Origin of the sequence: Variovorax flavidus (genome assembly GCF_030317145.1) — a bacterium.
Taxonomy (GTDB): Bacteria; Pseudomonadota; Gammaproteobacteria; order Burkholderiales; family Burkholderiaceae_C; genus Variovorax; species Variovorax flavidus.
This window is the reverse complement of sequence record NZ_JASZYE010000016.1, coordinates 1-20,576: the sequence shown is the minus strand read 5'-3', so window position 1 is coordinate 20,576 and position 20,576 is coordinate 1. Positions and strand designations below refer to the sequence as shown.

Here is a 20,576-nt window from a genome sequence, read left to right as displayed (position 1 = left end):
GTCAATGCCGAGTCCAGCGATATGAACGCCGCGACAGCCTCATCCGAATTTAAGGCGGACACGGCGAGCTCTACGCGCATGTCGAGCGCCCTACCCTGTCCCCTGTTCTTGCCGGCGAATCCAGATCGGCTCTCAAGCAACTAGCGGGGCCGATTCCTCATCGAATCAACTACTTGCGTGCGCTGTCGTCAAAGTTAGGCCGTAAATTTGATGGAATTCCGGTCTAACTTTGAACGAACTCACGAGCTGAGTTCCTCCAAAGTTGTCGCACTTTCAAACCTAGGAAAATCAACAACTTACGCGCGCGGTTTTCAAATTTACGCCGGTCGGGTTTTCAAAGTCGCGCCGGCAGCGGTGGCCAGCTTCGACGGTTAGGAATGATTTGCCTGAAAGCAGGCATTCAAACGGTCAATGACCGTGAAATGAACGAAAACCTCGCCAAAGTGCGCTCGGCGCGACTCGCGTTGCGACTGGTGCTCAATGTCATAGGCTCGCTACATACGCGAAATCAGGGACATTCGTCAGCACCTCAGTTCGCCTGCCATCGGCGCGTCGACACGAGCTCGACGTTCAGTCCAAGACCACATTTACTGGTTGGAAGCCGGCATTCGCGAGGTTCAAAGTGCCAAACGGGAAAGCCCGTCCATCGGGTCGGGCCTTGCATGTCACTAACGCCGAACTGGGCAGTGAGTATCTGGCAGGGTCATCGCGCCAGCACGATTGCCGAGCGGCTACCGACCGAGGTGAAGACGGGCATGGAACTTCCCATGAGGATGTTGGTCGGGGTCACTGAATACGAACGGACAGTATCGTCGTCGGCTACAACAAGTTTGCTGCCAGTTGCATCAATAGCAGCAGCGGTGAGCTGCGTGCCTCCTGTGAGGACCGAACTGAACGACACGGAAAGGCCGCTCGCCTTGTTCAGTCGAACAAGGGTGAACCCAGCTGGGGCCGCGCCGGACAGGGCCACGAGGAAGGTTCCGTAAGGGTCCATCTTCACCTGGGAAACGTTGGCGACAGACATGCCTCCCACCTGCGTTAACGAACCATCGGACTGGCCGATAGCGTAGAGGTAAATCTCGCCGAACACAGGGTCCGCGGCATAAAGGAAGCGGCCAGTCGGGTCAATGGCCAGAGACTTTAACGGGCCCCCTATGCCAGGAACGCTGGTCGGACTCGTTGCATTGCCTGTGAACGAATCGATGGGGAACCGAGAAATATCGTTCGAACCCTCATTGGCCACATACAAGAACTTGCCCGACGGGTCGACAACCAAGTCCACGGGGCTCATCAGCGAAAACGTCCAGTGGTCACTGGAGTCTCCCGCCAGCGTGCCGTCTACGTTCAAGTCGAACGAGCTGAGCCGGTTGCCTGCCTTGGAGACTGCAAACAGTTTTCGTCCAGACGGCGCCAAGGCAAGCACGTTGCCGTCGGAGCCAGGAAAGGAGAAGTTGGCCGTTGACGTCAGCGTCAAGTTACCGGGGGAACCTGAGTTGATGGTGTACGACTTGACAGCGCCATCCACCGCCTCGTAAACCGTGCCCGTCGCTGCGTTCAGCACCAGCGAGGTGCTGCCGCTGGACGTGGTGAAGGAGGTCGGTGAGGAGCTGTGAATCGGATCGGGGTATCCGCTCGGACCGTTCTCAAAGCCAAGCAGGCCGGGATTCGAAGCGCCAGCAGCACTTGCGAGGTACATCGACATCGCGAAATCAGCCGAGCAGTTCACGCTGACGTTGGTCACATTCGACAGTCCCGCCGTGCCTGTGCCATTGGTCACAGTGCAGGTTTGGGCGGGCATTGAGGGGGCAGCGCTCACTGTCACGTTATAGGTCGCCCCGGAGACGACGCCGGCTGGGAACGTGAAAGAGCCGTTGTAGGTGACCGAAAGGTTGTCCCCGCCGTTGTTCTGCAGCGTGAAGCCCGAGCCCTGCAGCCCGGAAATGGTACCGCCGATGGTCAACGCGCTGGACGAGCAAATGACCGCTACATTGCTGACGTTCTGGTTGCCCATGACACCCGTGCCGTTGACCACACTGCAGGTCTGCAGCGGCGTACCTGGCTGGGTGTAGACCGTCACGGCGTAGCCTGCGCCCACAGCGACCGGCACCGGGAACTGGAAGACGCCGTTGGCTTGCAAACTGATGGGGTCACCGCTGTTGTTGTGCAACACCAAGGGGTCGGAGCCCTGGTACCCCGACAAGGTCCCGTGGACGGTGTATGCCGTCGTTGCGCACACAACCGCCACGTTGCTCACGGCAGCGCCGTTGATGGTGCCTGCGCCCTGGTTCACCGAGCAAGTCTGATTCGGCGGCTGCGCCGCCACCGTCACCTGATAGCCAGCACCGCTGGCCACCTGCGAGCCAAAGACGAAGCTGCCATCAGCGGAGACGCTCAGGTCGTCGCCCGCGTTGTTGCGCAGGACCACCGTGCCCTGCAGGCCACTGACGAGGCCGCCAACGGCAAAGCTTTGAGTCGAGCACACAAGCGAAACGTCCGTGACGTCAGCCTGGCCCACCGTGCCGGCACCGTTGCTGACAGAGCAGGTCTGCGTCGGGTTCGTCGGTTGGGTCTTGACTGTGACCGCGTAGGGCTTGCCTTCCTCGACCTTACCGGCGAATGCGAAGGTGTAGCTGGCAGGGCCCGATTTGGCGACAACGTGAGTGCTGCCAACCGGCAGGTCGTCGCCGGCGTTGTTTTGCAGGACAAGGCCCGAGCCTTCCAAGCCAGCGACTTTGCCGCCAATGGTGTGAGGCGCAGTTGCTGCAGGTTCGAGACTACCGCCGCCACAGGCGGTCAAAGAAACAGCAAGGCTGAATGCAGCCAAAGCCGAAAGGCATCTGCCGGCTTTCACACGAAGCAAAGCGGCTGGCGCCACACCGCGAGTGCTACTTGAAGAAATGTCACGCGCTGCAATGAAGAGCTTGGCCGTGGTTTGGGTGGTAGCCTGACTCGCACCGGCGCCAAAGGTGCATGCGTGCGTACGACGCTCATGGAGGAAGTTCATTGGTTATCAAGTGTAACCAAATGAAATCAACGATGAGGCTTCATTCTTCAATCACGGACTGGCGCGGGCCTGCAAAGCCGGGAGCGGCCGACCTCTTCCTCATTGCAATTACAGACGGCCCACGTCGAACGTCGGCTTTCCCGGCGCCGCTACTTCTGCAACGGGCCACCGCCGTCATGTCGATGCCGTCGGCCGGTCAAATAACGCGGCTCTTAACCGAGTGGGCCATGTTCCGATGAGGGTCCCGGCCATTGCAACGGCTCCGAAAGAAATCAATAGGTCGCCAAGGCGCGAACTTGTCGTGAGGCCTTGAGCCATGCTCCAGGCACCACCGACGCAGTAGACCGCCCACAAGTAGAACAATGCAAGCATCGGGGCGACGACCAACAGCAGAAACGCGTTGTGCCGCCGGACGATAGGCAGAAACAGATGGCGGACATTTCTGTAGTGCAGCAACGTTCTCAACGAATACAGCGCTGCGATGAGCCCCGGGCACTTGCAAGCATGGCGACTTGCGGAAATGCCGTGGTCCTCGCGTGCGAGTGGATGTCCAGACTCGTTCAAAGGGACAACAAAGCCTGCCTTACACCTTCGGAGAGCCGCCTGAGCAAGCTGAATTGGTCCAACACGTCCTGGGGGGCCAGTAAGACCACAACTGCATAGACTGCCATCGGAAGGGCAAGCCCCACCCAAAGCAATGCAGTTCCTGCGCGCTGGACACGAGGTGGGACATGAAATGCTTGCACACCTCAAGGCCCGGAGATCCGGCGCCTATGAGCCTCCACTGCGACGGCCAACGCCAGCAAGTCCCGGTCACGGCCCTTGCCGGCGATCAGCCCCAGGCCGACGGGCATGCCATGGACTTCCCCCAGCGGCAGGCTGACTTGCGGCAGTCCGCAAAGCCCGGCGATGCAAGTTTGCACTAGCACGAGCATCCTCGTCGTGTCATCCGGCAGGCGCGAAACACCCAACGGCGGCGCCACGCCGGGTGCGGAGGGCAGGCAGATGACGCCGCCGTCGCTGACGAACGCCGCAACTACGGCGCGCACTTCGTCTGCCCTCAGATGAGCCTCGGCAATCTCCGCAGCTGTGAGTTGCGATCCGGCGAAGAGGCGCGCCGCGATCTCGGGCGCCATGGCCGGGCTGGTGCGCAGGAACCAGTCGCCGTGGGAACGCCAGACCTCGGCACTTTGCAGGATGCGATAGGGTCGCACCCACTCGGCGAGCGCAAGACCTTCGACCTCGTGGACCGCGACACCCGCAAGTCCGGCCAGCTTCTCCATTGCAGGCCGCAGGGCCGCGGCGACGCCCTTTGTAGCACCGCTCCAGGCATCAGCCAGCACCGTCATCTGTCCTATACCTGACGCCTTGCCTGACGGCAGGAGCACATCGCCCACGGCTTGCAACACACACGCGTCCCGAGCGAACCAGCCCACCGTATCGAACGACGGTGCCAGCGGCGTCACGCCCTGCGTGCTGATGGCGCCGTGCGTCGGCCGCATGCCATGGATCCCGCAATAACTGGCCGGAATGCGCACCGAACCCGAGGTGTCCGTGCCCAGCGAAAAATCGACGCAGCCGCCCGCAACCGCCGCCGCGGAGCCGCTGGACGAGCCTCCGGAAACGCGCCCCGGCGCACGCGGGTTGTGCGGCGCTCCGAAGTGAAGGTTCTCCCCGGCCAGCGAAAACGCGAGTTCGTCGCTCAGCGTGCGCCCGCAGAGCTCGGCGCCGGCCGCGAGAAGCCGCGTGATCGCCGGCGCGTCCGCCACGGCGGGTGCATGCGTGCGCTGCCAGTCCGGATTGCCTGATCGCGTGACATGGCCCGCCATGTCGAAAACTTCCTTGGCCGCGAACCGCAGGCCGTCGAGTGGCCCACGCCCCGAGGGAGGCCGCCAAACGTCGGGATCGAGTCCGAAGCGAGCCGGACTGTCACAAGGCGCGCGCCGCATCACCCGGCCGCGCCCGAAGGGCCGCTATCGGGCGCAAGGCCGTAAATGGCCTCGGCATTGACGATTGATTCCGCCATCGACGACACCGGCAGCTGCTTGCGCATCGCCTCGCGCCGGATCATCGCGTAGGCCTCGTCCTCCGAGATGCCCTGCCGCGTTGCCAGGATCTTCATCGCGCGCTCAACGATGCGGCGCGTCTTGAGCGTCTCGTCGAGCTTGGCGATGCGGTTGAGAAGCCGCTCCTCATAGCGAAATAGGAGCCGCGCCACATACAGCGTCGCGAGCACGCCGAAGGGCCGGATGGGCTTGGGCAGCACGCCGTGCACATTGGCGGCGGCCGCGACCTCGAGGACCGCTGGATTCTCGTACGCCAGTAGCGCGATCAGCACCGCGTGGGAAGACTCGCCGAGCCAGGGGTGCGCGGCATCGCGCTCCGACTGAATGTTGAAGAACACCGCCTCCGTGCCCTGCGGCAGATGTCTCGGCTGTGGCCACAGCGCCGTGACTCGACAGCCGATGCGGCGCAGTTGTTCGCACAGCACGCGGCAATCGTCGTCGTCGGGATGGATGACAACGGCCATGGTGTCGCGCAGTGAGCGCAGCTGGATCGGGTCGGGCGACATCAGAGGATCTTCCGTTCGTAGACCACCAGGTAAGGGTCGGGTCGAATGATCGAGGCATCTTCCCACAGCAACTCGAAACTGCCGTCCTCCCGCGAGCGGCCGATGCGGGCCTTGAGCGCGGTGTGGTTGGTCTCGGCGTCGATCTCGATCTCGCCTTGAGCGAAGGCGTGGCGCGTGCCAGCGAGATTGCGCACGATCTCATCGGGATCGGCTGGGCCGTGTCGCGGCAAGGCGCGGGCAAAGAGGTGCACCTGCAGGTAGCCCGCCTCGGCGTACACGTTGGGCAGGTGGCCCGCACCGTAGCGTTTTTCGTAGAGGGCCGTGAAATGCGTGCTCGCCTCGCTCTCGACACCCGCGAAGTACGGCGCCACCGTCAGGTGGCCGGCGCGCGCCGCGGGACTCAACGCCGCGATCTCGGCCTCGCTCGCCGTCAGACTCGCCATCGGCTGCGCGGCCGAGGTCGCGCCCACCGCATGGCAGGCCGCGTAGAGGCGCGCGGTGTCGGCACCGACCACCGTGCACAGCACCACGTCGGGCCGCGCGGCCTTGATGCGTTCGGCCACTTCGGCGAAGGCGCTGTCGGGCGCACCCATGGGCAGGTAGGTCTCGCCCGCGACGCTGCCGGAGCTCTCGAGCAGGAATTCCTTGGCGATGCGGGAGATCTCGCGCCCGAACACGTACTCGGAGCCGACGAGGAAGAAGCGACGCCCGTGATGGGCAAACAGGTACTTGATCAGCGGCACGATGGTCTGCGCGGGCGTGGGGCCGGTGTAGATCACGTTCGGCGAGTACTCGAATCCCTCGTACACGGAAGGATAGAAGAGCACCGCGCCGTGCCGCTCCACCACCGGAAGCACCGCCTTGCGGCTGGCCGACGAGCAGCAGCCGAAGATCGCCGGCACCTGGTGGTGCAACACCATGTGGCGCGCGATGTCGCGATAGCTAGCGGCGTCGGGACCGGGGTCCTGGATGATCGGCACGATCGGGCGGCCGCCCACCCCGCCACCGGCGTTGATCTCGTCGATGGCGACCAACGTTCCGCTCAGCAACGCCTGCTCGGTCACGGCCATGTTGCCGGTCTGCGCGAAGAGCACGCCGACCCCGATCTCATCGGACATGGGCGGCCTCCCCCGTTGCGACGGCCCCGTAACGCTTCGGGCGCATTGCGTGCCACGTGGAGTCGTCTTGGTACGCGGCCGCCAAGCCCAGCAGCGCGAACTCGCCCCCCGGATGGCCCATGAGCGTGAGCCCCACGGGCAGGCCCGAATCCCCTTGCCCGCTGGGCACGCTTACCGCCGGCAGGCCGGTGAAGTTGGCGAGGCAGGGCATAGCGGTCATGGCGTCTTGGGTGGTGGTCGTACGGCCGGCGAATTCGACCTGCGATTCTGCCAATGGCGGCGCGGTCACCGGCAAGGTCGGCAGGGCCAGCGCCGCCAGGCCCGCCATTTCGCGTGCGAACGACTCGCCGAACGCAGCGCGAAACTGCTGCGCCGCGAGGTAGTCGACCGCGGAAACGCTCTCGCCCGCATGCAGCAATGCGCGCACCTCGGGTGTATAGCGCTCGGCAGCGGCTCCGATGAACTGGCGGTGGAAGGTGCTGGCCTCGGCATACATGATGGCCTTCCAGGCCGCGAACACCGCGCCCATGCCGCGCACCGGAACGGGAACCAGCGTTGCGCCGCGCTGGCGAAAAACCTGCAGCGCCTCGTCGAATGCGTGGCCCACGTCGCGCGCGGTCTCGAAGCCCTCGCCCACGAGCACGCCGATGCGCACGCGTGCCTGCGCGCGCGCGGCGCGGAACTGCGCCGCATGCCGCGCGGACGCGCCTGCCGCCGCGGGGAGCATTGCATCGAGCCCCACCCACAGGTCTTCTGCGCTGCGCGCCATCGGGCCGGCTGCATCGAAGCTCCACGCCAGCGGCAGGACGCCCTCGCCGTTGACGCGCCCTGTGCCGGGCTTGATGCCCGAGATGCCGCACGCGGCGCTGGGGATGCGGATCGAGCCGCCAGTGTCGGTGCCGACGGCCATCGGAAGCAGCCCTTCGGCCACGCAAGCGGCCGAGCCGCCGCTCGAGCCGCCGGTGATCGCGCGCAGGTCCCACGGGTTGCGCGTCGGTCCGTGGTGCGAGCTCGTGTTGGTTGCGCCGTAGGCCCACTCATGCATGTTCGTCTTGGCGACCACGATTGCCCCGGCGGCACGAAGCTGCGCCACCAGTGGCGCGTCGCCCTGCAACGGCGCACCGGCCAGCACGCCCGAGGCAGCGCTGCTGCCGAAGCCGGGCGTGAGCACGTTGTCCTTCACCGCGATCGGCACGCCGTGCAGCGGGCCGACGGACGCGCCGCGCGTCAGCGCGATGTCGGCCTCGCGCGCCTGGGCCAGGGCCTGCTCGTGGTTCACCGACGCGAAGGCGTTGGTGCGCGCGCCGCGGCGCTCGAGATCTGCCAGGCGGTTTTCGACGAGCTCGACCACACCAAGCTCGCCGCGGCGGATCAGCGCGGCAAGTTGCGCCACGCCCGCATCGTCTATATCGATGCCGTGCCCGTTTCCGAAGTCAGGGTTGCTGGACATCCGCAGCCTCCTTCCATCGAACCACCGGCGCGAACCAGGGGCGTACGGGCATTTGGCGCAGGCCCTCGCGGAGGTCCTGCAGGATCAAGGCGACGTCGGCACACAGCGCCGGGGCCAACTCCGGCAGGCCGAGGGCGCGCCGCAGCGACTTCACGCTGTCGGCGTCCCAGGCGGCGATCGGTTCGAGAGTGGCGGCCATGTTCATTCCGCCAGCAGTTCGCGCAGTGCGTTGTCGATGAAGCGGTTGTCCGCCTCGTTCAGTCCTTTGCCCGCCAGGTGCCCCCAGTCGGAAGGGAGCACGCGCAACCGCGCATTGGGCATGTGCTCGACCTCGAAGGCCGAATCCTCTTTCGGGAAGTACAGGTCGCTCGACGAAGGCATGACGATGGTGCGCGCCTTGATCGCCCCGAGCGCCGCCACGAAGTCGCCCTTGTAGAGGGGGTTGTCGGCGATGTCGCCATGCTGTCCCGTCCAGATCGAAGCGAGCACGTTGTTGGCATCCTTCGACAGCAGCCAGCCTTCCCAGAACTCGATCAGGAAATCCTCCAGCGACGAAAAGCCCAATGCCGTGACGTCCATGCGATCACGCAGGAATTTTTGCGAGAAGCCCCAGCCCGCGTAAACGCGCCCGGCGGCACGCAGCCCGCGCTCGGGTTGGTGCTCGTAGAAGCCGTCGCGGTAGGCTGCATCGGCCTGCAGCGCGGCCTTCACGCCGCCGAAAAAAACTTGGAAATGCCGCGACGCGCGCGCCGCGCCCTGGAACGGCAGCAGGCGCTGCACCATTTCGGGATAGAGCGCGCCCCAGTGGAACGCGTGCACCGCGCCCAGCGACCAGCCGGTGACGAGCCGCAATGTCTCGATGCCCAGGTGTTCGGTGACCAGCCGGTGCTGCTGCAACACGTTGTCGTACACAGTCACTTCCGGGAACCGGCCTCGGTCGTGGGGCGCCAGCTGGTTGCTCGGCGAACTGGACACGCCGTTGCCGAAGGAGTTGGGCACGACGATGAAGTATTCCGACGGATCGAGCGCCTTCCCCGGTCCGATCAGCCATTCGTTGTCCGAGTGCGTGCTCGCGAACCAGGTCGGGTAGACGATCGCGTTGTCGCGCGCGGCGTTGAGCTGCCCGTAGGTCTTGTAGGCCAGCCTCGCATTGCGAAGCGTGCGGCCCGACTGCAGGACGATGTCGCCTGCTTCGAAGATCTGGTGGTCCATGGTGTGAGGGGTTCTTTCTTAAATGAAAAAAATGGGAAATGGAATGGGAACGGATGCGCCTCAGACGCCGAGCAGTTCCTGCAGCAGCGCCTTGTCCCCTTGGAGTTCGGCCTTGCTTGTCTCGCGCACGATGCGGCCCCGGTCCATGACGTACGCCCGCTCGGCGATCGAAAGGCAGAAGTTCAGGTCCTGCTCGGCCACGAGCACCGCGAGCCCGTCGCGCCGCAAGCGCAGCAGCACCTGCGCGATCTCGTCGACGATGGACGGCTGCACGCCTTCGGTGGGTTCGTCGAGCAGCAGCAGCTTCGGCCGCGTGGCAAGCGCCCGGGCCATGGCGAGGATCTGTTGCTGTCCCCCGCTCAGTCGGCCCGCCAGTTCGCGGGCCTTGGGCACCAGCGCGGGGAAATTGACGAAAGCCCAGTCGATCGCCTCGGCACTCGAATGGCCGCAGGCCACGGCCGCGACGGCGATGTTCTCGCTGACCGACAGCCGTGGGAACACGAAGCGGCCTTGCGGCACGTAGCCCAGGCCGTTGCGCGCGCGGTCGGCTGCGTTCTTCGGCAGCGGCCGTCCATCCAGGCGCGCGCTGCCGCCCATGGCCGTGGCCTGGCCCACGAAGCAGCGCATCAGCGTGGACTTGCCCACGCCGTTGCGCCCGAGCAGCGCCACGATCTCACCGCGGCCCACATGCAGGCTCGCACGCTCGACGATCAGCGTCTTGTAATAGCCGCCGCTGATTTCAATCGCTTCGAACATGCTGTTGTCTCCCGAGATAGATGTCCAGGATGCGTTCGTCCTGGCGCAGGGTGTCCAGGTCACCCTGGGCGAACACTTCGCCGCGATGCAGCACGGTGACTTCGGCATCGAGCGTGCGTACGAAGGCCATGTCGTGCTCGACCACCACGACCACCGACGTCTCGGCCAGGACCCGCACCAGTTGAGACAGTTCGCGCCGCTCGTCGCCGGTCATGCCGGCGGCGGGCTCGTCCAACAGCACCACCGAGGGCTGCAGGCACAGCACCATGCCCAGGTCCAGCCACTGCTGCTCTCCGTGCGAGAGATCGGCCGCTGTGCGCGAGGCCAGCACATCGAGACCGAGCGCGCGCATGGTCTGCGCGCTCAGGCGATCCGCGTTAGCGGCGCTGCGGTCGCGACTGTAGGCGGCGATCCAGAGGTTGGTGCGCACGCTGAGTTCCTCGAACACCTGGGCAACCTGCATCTTGATGCCCACGCCGGCCTGCACCCGGCGATGCGGCATCCATCGGGTGACCGCGCTGCCGTCGAGCGCGACCGTGCCCGCATCGAGCAGATGCGTACCGGTGAGGCAGCGCAGCAGCGAGCTCTTGCCTGCGCCGTTCGGGCCGATCAGGCATCGCACGCGGCCCGGCGCGAAGGTCTGGGTCACCCGGTTCACCGGTACCACGCCGCCGAAGCGCTTGACCGCATCGCGGACGTCCAGCACGGGGGCCGGCATCGCCACGCTGTCGCGCAACCTGCGCACCAGCGCGACGTCCATCGCGGTCTTCGCCTGCCGGGTAGGACCTGGCCTGGGTGCAGGGCGCAGTCTCCGATGGACGGCGCCGATGCCGCCCAGCAGCCCGCCGCGCATGAAGAGCACCAACAGGATGAGCGCCACGCCCATGATCAGCGTGGTCTGCCCTCCGACCACACCGCCGCCCAACCAGTACGACAGTCCGCCGACGGTCACCGCGCCAACGAACGGCCCGGCCAGCGTGCCAAGGCCGCCCACCAGCACGTAGATCGGCACCAGCAGCGCCTGTTGCGCGCTGAAGAGCGAGGGGTTGAGGTAATTGGCCCAAGCCCCATAGAGGGCACCGGCCAGGCCAGCGATGGCCCCTGCCAGCGTGAAGACCACCAACTGGCAACGGCGGACATCGTAGCCCAGCAGCTCGGTCTTGGCACTGTTCAGGCGCACGCAGTCGACCAGCGTGCCGAACGGCGAACGAAGCAGCGCCCGCACGCCCAGCAGTACCAGCGCAGACAGCACCAGCACGCACACGAAGGTGCCCTGCGGCCCCAGTGCCTGCGCCTCGCTACCGAAGCCTGCCACCATGCCGGGGATGTTGGACAACCCGTTGTCGCCGCCCACCACCGCATCGCCCACCCTTACCGAGAACGAGACGCTGCCGGTCCACAGCAGCAGCGTGACGGTGTAGGTGAGGATGGTGGCCTGCAGTGCGCCCAGCTTGCCGTGGAACAGCAGCCAGCCGACCGCACCCGCGGCTCCTGCGCCGACCAGCGCACCGACCGGCAGCAACCACACGAGCGTGTTGCCGGTGATGCCCGCGAAATTAATCGCGACCACGCTGCCCGCATAGCCGCCGAGCCCGAAGAAGGCGGTCTGCCCGAGGCTCAGCATGCCGCCGCGGCCCCATACCATGTCCAGGCTCAGGCCCAGCAGGCCGAAGATCAGCCACGAGCTTGCCAGGTAGGCGAGGTACTCGTCGACGAAGAAGGCGCCGACGCCAAGCACTGCGGTGCCTGCCACGGTGGCAAACCACCATGGTACGCGGCGCCGAGCGGCCGGCGAGGCGGTCTGCACCGGACCGCTTGCCGCGATCGCGGTATCGAGGGTTCTGCTTGTATTCATATGCAGCCTCCCTTCAGAGCTTGAAGCGCCAGCGCTCAGAAATTCCCTGCGGCCAGGCGCGTAAGGCAACGAGCGTCATCGCGAAGAACACCACATCGCCCGCGACGGTGGACCACATGCTGGCCACCGCGCTCGCGGCCGAGCCAAGGAGGCCGCCCGCGGCGATGGTGCCCGCCAGCGTCACCGGACCCGCCACCACCACCGCCAGGAAGGCCTTGATGCCGAATGCGAAGCCCATGCTCGGAGTGGCCGGCACCGCCGGCACGAGGATTGCGCCCGCCAGCCCCGCGAGCCCGCAACCCAGCGCGAAGGTGAAGGTGTTGATGCGCACCGTGCGCACGCCCATGGCCGCAGCGGTGACCGGGTCCTGGATTGCGGCGCGCGCCATCAGCCCGTAGGTCGTCCGGGTGAGCAGTACATACACCGCCGCGATCAGCACCCCCGCCACCACGATCATGAACAGCAGGTAGCTCGAGATCGTGTAGTCACCGATGCGCACGTTTGACGCCGGCATGCCGATGCCGGGGGTGACGGTGCCGAAGATCAGCACCGCGCTCTGGTAGAGCGCCAGGCTCAAGCCCCACATGGCCAGCAGCGTGTCGAACGGCCGCCCGTGAAGGCGCCGCACGATCAGCCACTCGACCAGCGCACCGAAGGCCGCGGCGGCCAGCGCCGCGAACGCCACCGCGAGCGGAAACGGCACCCCGGCATGCACCGCGGTGAGCGCCGCGTAAGCGCCGAACATGATGAACTCTCCGTGCGCGAGATTGACCACGCCCATGAGTCCGAACACCACGGCCAGGCCGAGCGTCGCGATCAGCAGCACCGAGCCGCTGGCAACCGACGAGAGCACGCCGGTCAGCAATTGATCCCATGCCATCGGGTGCCTCGCTCAGTTCGGGGCGCTCGACGCGCCAGGCGTGAAGTGCTGCGCGGTCTGCGGACTGGCGATGAGATCGCACACCTGGTCCTCGAACTTCGGAGCCACCGACGCGTAGGTCTCCACGATGTCGAAGCTCTGCGTCTTAGTGCCCACGCCGATGTAGATGTTCTGGCGCACGTGGTGCGACTTCGGCTGCATCGTCACCGGACCGCCCGGCGAATCGAAGGTCACACCGTCGCCCTCCTCGAAGGCCTGGATCACCTTGGCGGGTTCAGCCGACTGCGCCTTGTTCGCCGCCTTGGCCCACAGGTGCACGGCGTTGTAGACGTCAACCGCGACCGCCGTCACCGGCTCCTTGTTGCCGTAGGATTTCTCCCAAGCGGCCTTGAAGGCCTTGTTGCGAGGCGTGTCTATCCATGCAAGGTATTCCAGCGCGGCCACGATGCCCTCGCCCGCCTGCGGCGACACCACCACCTGCTGGTTGCCGCCGCCGTAGTTGGTCGACACCACGCCCACGCGGCTTTTCAGGCCAGCTGCCGCCATCTGCTCCAGGAACCCCGTCTGGTTCGCGCCCACCGGCAGCGCCACCAAGAAGTCGGGCTTGACCTGCTGAATCTTGTTGATGGTCGGCGAGTAGTCCGTCAACGTGAGCGGCAGGAAGTCGGCCCCTACCACCTCACCGCCGAACTCCTTGGCGAAGAGCCGCACCCACTGCGCCGAGATCGTTCCGAAGTTGTAGTCGGGCGCCATGATGTAGACCTTCGGCCCGTACTTCTTGATGGCCCACTTCACCAGCACGCTCAGTTGCTGCGATGCGGTCGCCCCGGTCACGAAGGTCTGCCTGTCGCAGGCGCCGCCTTCGTAGAGCGACGAATAGAAGTACGGAATCTTCGAGCGCCGCACGATCGGGCGGATCGCTTCGCGGCTCGAGCTGGTGAGCCCCGCGAAGAGCGCCGAGACCCGGTCTTTCAGGATCAGCGTGGTCGCGTACTGCGTGTACTTGGCGTCCTCCGACTGCGAATCAGCCTCGGCCACCTCGACGCGGCGTCCGGCCACACCGCCCGCGGCATTGACCTCGTCGACCGCGAGGTGGAGCGCCCTGCTCTGCTGGATGCCATAGATGTTGAGGCCGCCGGTCTTGTCGAAGATGGCGCCGATGCGGATCGGGTCGGGGGCGGCGAGCGCGCAAGGCCCGAAGGCCATGAGGCCTCCCGCAATGAAAAGTCCTGCCAATCGGGTGGCTGCGCGCTGCGCAAGGATTCCGTATTTCTTTTGCACGATGGCTGTCTCCTGGGATACCTGGGTGGTGAACGTGCCCGTGCCCCCGGGATGCCGCGCGCACGGCAAAGCCATGCGGACGAATCGCTGCGTCGGCGAATGCGGTGAGACCGCGGACACGGGAAGGGCGGCAGAACTGCCGAGGAGAAAACCAGCGAAGCTGCCGGTTGCGCCGCAAGGGCGCCGAGAGAAATCCGGCCGAGCTGCCGGAGGACAGGAGATTAACGTAGGGCCAATTCGCCTGTCAATGGGATTCGACGCCTCGTCCTCCGGCGTCAGCATGGCGCTCGGCTCTCAGGGTCTTCTAAGAGCGCCCCCCTTGTTCTGAGATTTCCAGGGCGCGGTTGACCGGCCGGTTCTGGCCGATGGCCGGCGCACTAGCGCTTGCGAATTTGGAGGCGAGACCACCCTCCTCCAAGCGGACGAACGGAGGCCATCGCGCGAAATAGCCCCGGTGCGGCGTCTACTTGAAACTGTATTCCGTGTCGACTTCGGTCGGCCCCGACGTACCGGCTCGATGCCGTTTGCTCAGCTTCGCAAATCGATGCGCTCGCTGAGCACGTCCACCCGCTTGCTCAACACGTCGATAACTGCGCTGAGCCGGTCGATTCGTTCGTGGAGCAATGCGTTCTCGCGCTTCACCGCTGTGAGGCCAAGCGCACGCGCGCAACTTGTTGATTCGCTGAGAAAGCGGGACCTTTCTCTAGTTTGAAAGGCCTTTTTGCAAACGCGCAGTCGTGACCAAGAGATATGTTAACGCCAAGGCAGCCAGGCCCGCGCCGCACGCCAGCGGCACGACAGCGCCGTGATCGACAAGCTGGCCGCCGATGGCCGTGCCGATCGACATACCAAGATAGATGCAGGACGAGTTCAGTGCAACGACCAGTGACGCCTCCTCAGGCGCGCTAGAAATGAGCCGGTGCTGCTGCGCCGGGGATTGCGCCCAGCTACTGGCTCCCCAGCACGCCATCAGGAAGGCGAGAAGAAGCGAGGTTTCGGCAAGCTGCGCGCTGGCGAACCAGGCCAGGATTCCCAGGGAGGCGGTCATGAGCCCGTAAGTGCCGGCCAGGATTGGCACGGGACCGACGCAGTCCGTCCCTCGACCGGACAGGTAGTTGCCAATGAAAGCGCCCACGCCGTAGGCAAAGAGCATGAAAGTCAACGCGGAATCGGGCACCCGCAAGGCATCCAGGAGATCCAACGTAAACGCATACGGCGTGTAGCAAGCGGCCATTCCAAGAACCGTCAACGGAAGGATCAGCAGTACCCGCGGGCGCCTGAGCGCCGCAAGCCTTTGGAGCAGCGTGACCTTGGTTCCGCCTGGGACGGATGGCATCAGGAAGAACACTCCTGTCGCGGCCACGAGCGACAAGACGCCCACGAGCGCCAGGGAAGCGCGCCAACTCAACGCGGCGCTGACGGCGTGTCCGATGGGGACCCCCAGCGCGGTCGCCAAGGTCAGGCCACCAATGACCACGGCAAGTGCCCGTGCGCGCGTTTGGGGACCTGCCAGTGCGGCCGCCACCGCCCCGGCATTGGGCGTGTAGGCGGCGGCACACGCCGCCGCCGCCACGCGCGTGACAACGAGAATGCCAAGACTCCAGGACAACGCAGAAGCGAAGTTGGCGATACCAAGTAGCACCAGGGAGCAGACCAGAAGCCGTCGGCGGGCCATCGTGGATGTCAAGGTCGCAATGACGGGCGCGAGCAGAGCGTAGGCAAGCGCGAATGCCGTGACGGAGTGCCCGGCCACGCCCAGAGGGATCGCCAACTCCCGAGCCATCTGTGGAAGGAACGCCGAAACGATGAAGGCATCCGTGCCGACCGCGAAGGTACCGAGCGCGAGAACCCAGATAGAGCGCATGCCGGTTGCAGCGACCTCGGTGCAGTCGCCTCTCGACTGCTCATCCTTAATCAGGATATTAGACATCTAGATTTGATCTTCAAAAAAAGAGAGCCGAGCCCTCACCTGTTTGTCAGCGCCCACGCCCCGCATACCACCGCATCATTCGGTGTTCGCCAGTCGCTGGAGCCGTCTCCACTAAGTCCGCCAGGGTCTGGATGGCAAGCTCGTTTCTCCAGGCTTCCTCCGCCTTGCGCATTGCCGCCGCAATGCCGCAGGGACGCGCGAACTCTCGCTTGTGCGCGTCGCACCCTGCGCCTTGCTGGCGGATCTCCGTGCAGCGGAACGCCCAGTCGTCGCCCTCGATGGCCAGGACGATGTCGAGCAGGGATATATCTCTTGAATTCCTCGCCAAGCGAAAGCCCCCTTTGGCACCAGCCGCGGAGGTGAGGACGCCGGCACGTACCAACGCCTGCAGAAACTTATTGAGATAGTGGGGAGGCACGTCGAATGCCGCGGCCAGGGTCGATGTCGGTACGGGACCTTCATTTGCGAGCCATGCCAGGGTCAAGCAGCAATGCAGCGCCCATTCGACGCCTTCGCTCATCTTCATCGGTTCGGATCCGGTTGATTATCTGGATATATCGTATCCATATTTAACGAACTGTGCCATCCTCACGTGCCATGGCAGACGGAGCCCGGCTCGCTCCGGCCGGGGGCGGGATGGGGGGGCGGGATGGGGCATGGCGCTCGATCACCACGTCGAAGCGCGTGCGCACTCTCCAGACAGAGACCAGAATGAGCAGACAGCCGGTTGCGGCCAGAACCGGTCGTTCGGCTTCAAGGCAGAATCGGCTCGATAGCAGTCATACACAGGCGGCGCAGCTGTCGACGCCAACACATAAGGAGCGGTGATGGCAGTCGGGGTGACGGTGGGCTCAATTACGGACGAACTCGGCGCGCCGTCCTTCGTGCATTCGTTCTTCTCAACCATCAGCGCGCATTGCGAACCCACTGGCTGGGGCAGCCGCTTCCCCCACCTGATGAACGAGCTCTACCAAGGCCGTTTGCCGCACGTGAAGGCCTTGCTCGCGCTCGCGGAGCTGCAGCAGGCCAAAGCGACGCTGAGCAATTTGCCTCCGGCGTCTGTGGTGTGGGACATCGAGAACCGCCAGCCCAAACCACCTTGGGGCGACACCATCGCACCGCACATCACGAGCCTTGGCAACTACTTCGTATCGAGCACCGGCCGCGACGTATTCAGCATCCTGGAGGAGGCTCTGGCGGCCTCTGCCGAGGAACGGCGGGACGCCGTTCTTGAGTGACGGGCTTCTGCCGGCCAGGAGCGGACGGTCGCAGGCCGGGCACAATTTGCCCGAAAGCCGCCATCCGGCGGCATGGATGATGGAGAACAGGTGGCAGCGCGCCCATATCTCGGAATCGACCATGTGGTCCTTCGTACCGCCGCGGCAGAGGCACTGTTCGACCTCCTGCACAGACAGCTCGGCCTCCCGGCAACTTGGCCCCTTCAGCACGCGCCATTTGCCACCTATGGCTGGATTGGGGTCGGCAATACCAACCTGGAAATCTGGGCAGCTGCGGACAACTCCGACTTGCCGGCGGATTGCCCACTCCCTCTGTTTCACCAGATTGCTCTCGCGCCTGCTGAGCTCTCGGAAACTCTTGCTCGCTTCAGTGCCGTGGGGCTGAGTTGCAAAGCTCCGCGGGTTTATGCCTCGAAGGACGAGCGCGGGGAGGTGCGGACCAACTTCACGAATTCAGTCATCCTGGACCTCTCCAGCGAGTCGTGTTGCGTATTCGTCTGCGACTGGGGGACCGATGCCCCCATCGTGCCGTGGAGGAAAGGGCTGAGTACTCCGGAGCGTAGAGACTTGGAACGAGGCGCTTTGGCTGCCTGCAGCGGAGGCCCCCTTGGTTTGGTCGGATTGAAGGAAATAGCGATGTCGAGCCCAGACCTTGCAGCCGCAGCGGACAAATGGCAGAGGCTCGCTGAATCGACCTCGTGGCCCGTCGCGATTGCGGACGGTGTGGAGCTACAACTGGCGGCAGGCAAGCAAAACCTCGTTCAGTCGCTGACTCTTGCGGTCCGCGACCTCGGCGCCGCACGACGTTTCCTTGTCGGTCGCGAGCTCCTGGACGAGGATGCGGCCGGTGAGGTCCTGCTGTCACGGCGCGCCACTGGCGGACTGGCGTTTCGCCTGGTCGAAGTCTTGGCCGAGCTTGGCTAGCGCGATGCATCTGGTTCTGGTTGAAGGCCTTCCGGGAACTGGAAAGACCACGCTGGCCGAGCGCCTCTGTGCCTTCGCTGTCTCTTCGGGACGCCAAGCTGTATGGCATCGAGAGGAGGACCGAGACCATCCGGTGCATCCCGCGTCGCTGACGATGACTCGGGAACAGCCGGGATTCGCATCGAGGTGCTTGCAGAGCTGGAACGCATTTGCGGAGCGGGTTCAATCCAACCGCGGCTTGTGCATCCTCGAAGGCAGCGCATTTCAAAGCACTGTGCGCTTCCTGATGGAGCAGGAGAGCGAGGATGCGCACGGCTACGTCGCACAGTTCGAGCATCTCGTGCGAGCGGTTTGCCCGGCGGTCGTCTACCTGCGCCCCGCCGACACTGCCGCCCACACCCGCGGCATCGCTGCCCACAGAGGGGCGGCCTGGTCGACCAAGGTCTCCCGCTACTTGGAGAAGACGCGCTACTCGCTCGCGCGGAAATTGCACGAGACAGAGGGCATGCACCGCTTTTGGTCCGACTACGCCGAGCTCTGCGATGGGCTCTTCGAACAGATGTCCATCCCGAAACTTGCTATCGCGGTCAGGCCGCCTGACATCGATACTGCGTTTCGACGCAGCATCGACTTCCTCGAGACCATCGGCCACATCCACCGTTCGTCTCCCTGAAAAGGCAGAACTCGGCCAGAACCGGACGGTCGCACTCGGGCTTCGCAGCGCGTGCGCACTGACGACATGGCGGGCAACAATCGGCCCATGAAATGCCAGATTTCGGACGTGTGCTAGACGGAGACGATGCCGTTGTCGGTAGACTGCGGCGGCGACTGCTGGGGGTGTGTTGGCGAGGTTGAAGCGGCCATGGGCTGGGAGCCGTCATTGAAAAAAGTGCGCGAAGAGTTTGCTCTCGCTTCGACCAGGCTGACCGACCCTTTCACCAAGTGGCTGACGGCCAAGGGCGGACGCTAGACTAGGCCCGAAAGAAAGCATGAACCGCCGACTCAACTTCCTGGTAGCCGTTGCGGCAATTCTGGCCGCATCTTCCACGCATTCCCTTAGTCCCGCTCGAGCCAGAGGAGTTGAGGTCACATTTTTGCCGCATGCGACTTCTCTGACCCAAGAGCAACTTAGTCGAGTCCAACGTGCCGTTGCAGAGCTTCGCCAACAAGATTTTTGTTGGTTTGGTGCGGCAATCGTCACGGGCTTTAGCAATGACAGCGAAGGCGACCGTAAGAGCCAGGACCATTTGGCCCTAGTACGTGCGCAATACGTCGCAGGATTTCTCGGACTTTACGGAATACCTCGCTCGCATGTGTATTCGTATGTTGGCCGCAATCCAGACGGAAAGTGGGCATACGATGAAGGGCAATCGCTCCAGTTTGTATCGGTGGACTTCAATGCTACGAGTCGGCTTGGAACCGCAGGTCCCTGTCCGGCCCTGGACACGTCAAGTGGCCTACGCTTGTCGCCTTTGGACGGTCACCCTCACAAGTAGTCCGCGGCGTCGAACGGTGCAAGTTTTCGCAAGTCGCCTACGGCACCGCCTCTCTCCGTGGAAAGGCTTTTGAGCGACCGCTTCAGAGTGGCGCGAATGTGACGTGTGCACCTGAAGGGCTTGGTAGCCGACAGGCTACTGCCAGCCAGTGGGCGCCGCTATGGTGATGACACTGTTGATAAGAGCTTAAGATTCTCGGCCGAGGAGAAAACTTTCGATGCTTCAGATAAGAAAAGCGGTTTCAGGCGATGAGGATGGCCTCTGGGCGATTCTCGAACCGGTCATTCGTGCTGGCGATACATACGATTTTCCGCGGGACACCGCGCGTGACGAGGCGCTTCGTGCCTGGCTTGCACCTGCCAACGTCTGCTACGTCGCCCAGGACGACGGCGAACTCGTCGGGACCTATGTCCTGCACCCCAATCGGAAAGGGGGCGGTGCGCACGTCTCGAACTGCGGCTACATGACCGCGACCCATGCCTATGGTCGCGGCGTAGGAAGCGCGATGTGCGCGCATTCGCTCGAAGAGGCACGCGCTGCAGGGTACCGAGCGATGCAATTCAATTTTGTGCTTGCAAGCAACCATAGAGCGGTCGCGCTCTGGCAGCGTATGGGGTTCCAGATAGTCGGCCGGATTCCCGAGGCCTTTCTTCATCCAGCGCAGGGGTACACCGACGCGCTTGTGATGTATCAGCGCTTCTAGCAGTCAAGTTCAATGGCTGCTTCGGAGCAAGGCGAGATTCCGCTTCGGGCTGCGGATTCAACCGGTCGATGCAACACACTGAAAACTGCCGTAGGCAGAAGGATGTTGCAGATGAAGTATCGAACGCGGACCTACTACACGGACAGCCAGAAGGCGC

Annotated in this window: 17 protein-coding genes; 4 read left to right on the top strand and 13 right to left on the bottom strand. The window is 64.5% G+C overall.

Features of this window, described 5'->3' with window-relative positions; translation table 11 throughout:
- Positions 1-703: 703 nt before the first annotated feature.
- From QTH90_RS30350 to QTH90_RS30290, 13 genes are all read right to left on the bottom strand, one after another.
- Positions 704-3,004: a lactonase family protein gene (locus QTH90_RS30350; protein ID WP_286668301.1), complete on the bottom strand. Its 2,301-nt coding sequence runs from the start codon at positions 3,002-3,004 to the stop codon at positions 704-706.
- A 749-nt stretch (positions 3,005-3,753) separates the two neighbouring features.
- Positions 3,754-4,953: an amidase gene (locus QTH90_RS30345; RefSeq protein ID WP_286668300.1), complete on the bottom strand. Its 1,200-nt coding sequence runs from the start codon at positions 4,951-4,953 to the stop codon at positions 3,754-3,756.
- Positions 4,953-5,576, bottom strand: coding sequence for an ANTAR domain-containing response regulator (locus QTH90_RS30340; RefSeq protein WP_286668299.1), 624 nt, complete (start codon positions 5,574-5,576; stop codon positions 4,953-4,955). Before QTH90_RS30340 ends, QTH90_RS30345 begins: the two co-directional genes overlap by 1 nt.
- Positions 5,576-6,694: a transporter substrate-binding domain-containing protein gene (locus QTH90_RS30335; RefSeq protein ID WP_286668298.1), complete on the bottom strand. Its 1,119-nt coding sequence runs from the start codon at positions 6,692-6,694 to the stop codon at positions 5,576-5,578. Before QTH90_RS30335 ends, QTH90_RS30340 begins: the two co-directional genes overlap by 1 nt.
- Positions 6,684-8,144, bottom strand: a complete 1,461-nt coding sequence (locus QTH90_RS30330) for an amidase (RefSeq protein WP_286668297.1) — start codon at positions 8,142-8,144, stop codon at positions 6,684-6,686. Before QTH90_RS30330 ends, QTH90_RS30335 begins: the two co-directional genes overlap by 11 nt.
- Positions 8,128-8,343, bottom strand: coding sequence for a hypothetical protein (locus QTH90_RS30325; protein ID WP_286668296.1), 216 nt, complete (start codon positions 8,341-8,343; stop codon positions 8,128-8,130). Before QTH90_RS30325 ends, QTH90_RS30330 begins: the two co-directional genes overlap by 17 nt.
- Before the next feature lie 2 nt (positions 8,344-8,345).
- Complete coding sequence (locus QTH90_RS30320; RefSeq protein WP_286668295.1) at positions 8,346-9,356, bottom strand: alpha/beta fold hydrolase; 1,011 nt, start codon at positions 9,354-9,356, stop codon at positions 8,346-8,348.
- 60 nt (positions 9,357-9,416) lie between these two features.
- Positions 9,417-10,112 carry an ABC transporter ATP-binding protein gene (locus QTH90_RS30315; RefSeq protein ID WP_286668294.1) on the bottom strand — a complete coding sequence of 232 codons (696 nt, stop codon included), beginning with the start codon at positions 10,110-10,112 and terminating at the stop codon, positions 9,417-9,419.
- The gene (locus QTH90_RS30310) at positions 10,096-11,967 is read right to left on the bottom strand and encodes an ABC transporter permease subunit (RefSeq protein ID WP_286668293.1); all 1,872 of its coding nucleotides are present in this window, start codon (positions 11,965-11,967) and stop codon (positions 10,096-10,098) included. Before QTH90_RS30310 ends, QTH90_RS30315 begins: the two co-directional genes overlap by 17 nt.
- A 13-nt stretch (positions 11,968-11,980) precedes the next feature.
- Entirely contained in the window at positions 11,981-12,847 is an 867-nt protein-coding gene (locus tag QTH90_RS30305) for a branched-chain amino acid ABC transporter permease (protein WP_286668292.1), read from the bottom strand.
- A gap of 12 nt (positions 12,848-12,859) precedes the next feature.
- Positions 12,860-14,128, bottom strand: coding sequence for an urea ABC transporter substrate-binding protein (locus QTH90_RS30300; RefSeq protein ID WP_286668291.1), 1,269 nt, complete (start codon positions 14,126-14,128; stop codon positions 12,860-12,862).
- 703 nt (positions 14,129-14,831) lie between these two features.
- A complete protein-coding gene (locus QTH90_RS30295; protein WP_286668290.1) occupies positions 14,832-16,058 on the bottom strand; it encodes an MFS transporter in 1,227 nt (408 codons plus the stop codon).
- A gap of 46 nt (positions 16,059-16,104) precedes the next feature.
- A complete protein-coding gene (locus tag QTH90_RS30290) occupies positions 16,105-16,584 on the bottom strand; it encodes an RrF2 family transcriptional regulator (protein ID WP_286668289.1) in 480 nt (159 codons plus the stop codon).
- 301 nt (positions 16,585-16,885) lie between these two features.
- On the opposite strand from QTH90_RS30290, the gene QTH90_RS30285 reads away from it, so the two are divergent.
- The 4 genes from QTH90_RS30285 to QTH90_RS30270 all read left to right on the top strand — a co-directional run bounded on the left by QTH90_RS30285 (position 16,886) and on the right by QTH90_RS30270 (position 20,419).
- A complete protein-coding gene (locus QTH90_RS30285; RefSeq protein ID WP_286668288.1) occupies positions 16,886-17,296 on the top strand; it encodes an Imm70 family immunity protein in 411 nt (136 codons plus the stop codon).
- Between the two features lie 90 nt (positions 17,297-17,386).
- Entirely contained in the window at positions 17,387-18,220 is an 834-nt protein-coding gene (locus QTH90_RS30280; protein WP_286668287.1) for a VOC family protein, read from the top strand.
- 4 nt (positions 18,221-18,224) lie between these two features.
- A complete protein-coding gene (locus tag QTH90_RS30275; protein WP_286668286.1) occupies positions 18,225-18,893 on the top strand; it encodes a P-loop NTPase family protein in 669 nt (222 codons plus the stop codon).
- 1,040 nt (positions 18,894-19,933) lie between these two features.
- Entirely contained in the window at positions 19,934-20,419 is a 486-nt protein-coding gene (locus tag QTH90_RS30270) for a GNAT family N-acetyltransferase (RefSeq protein WP_286668285.1), read from the top strand.
- Positions 20,420-20,576 lie beyond the last annotated feature (157 nt).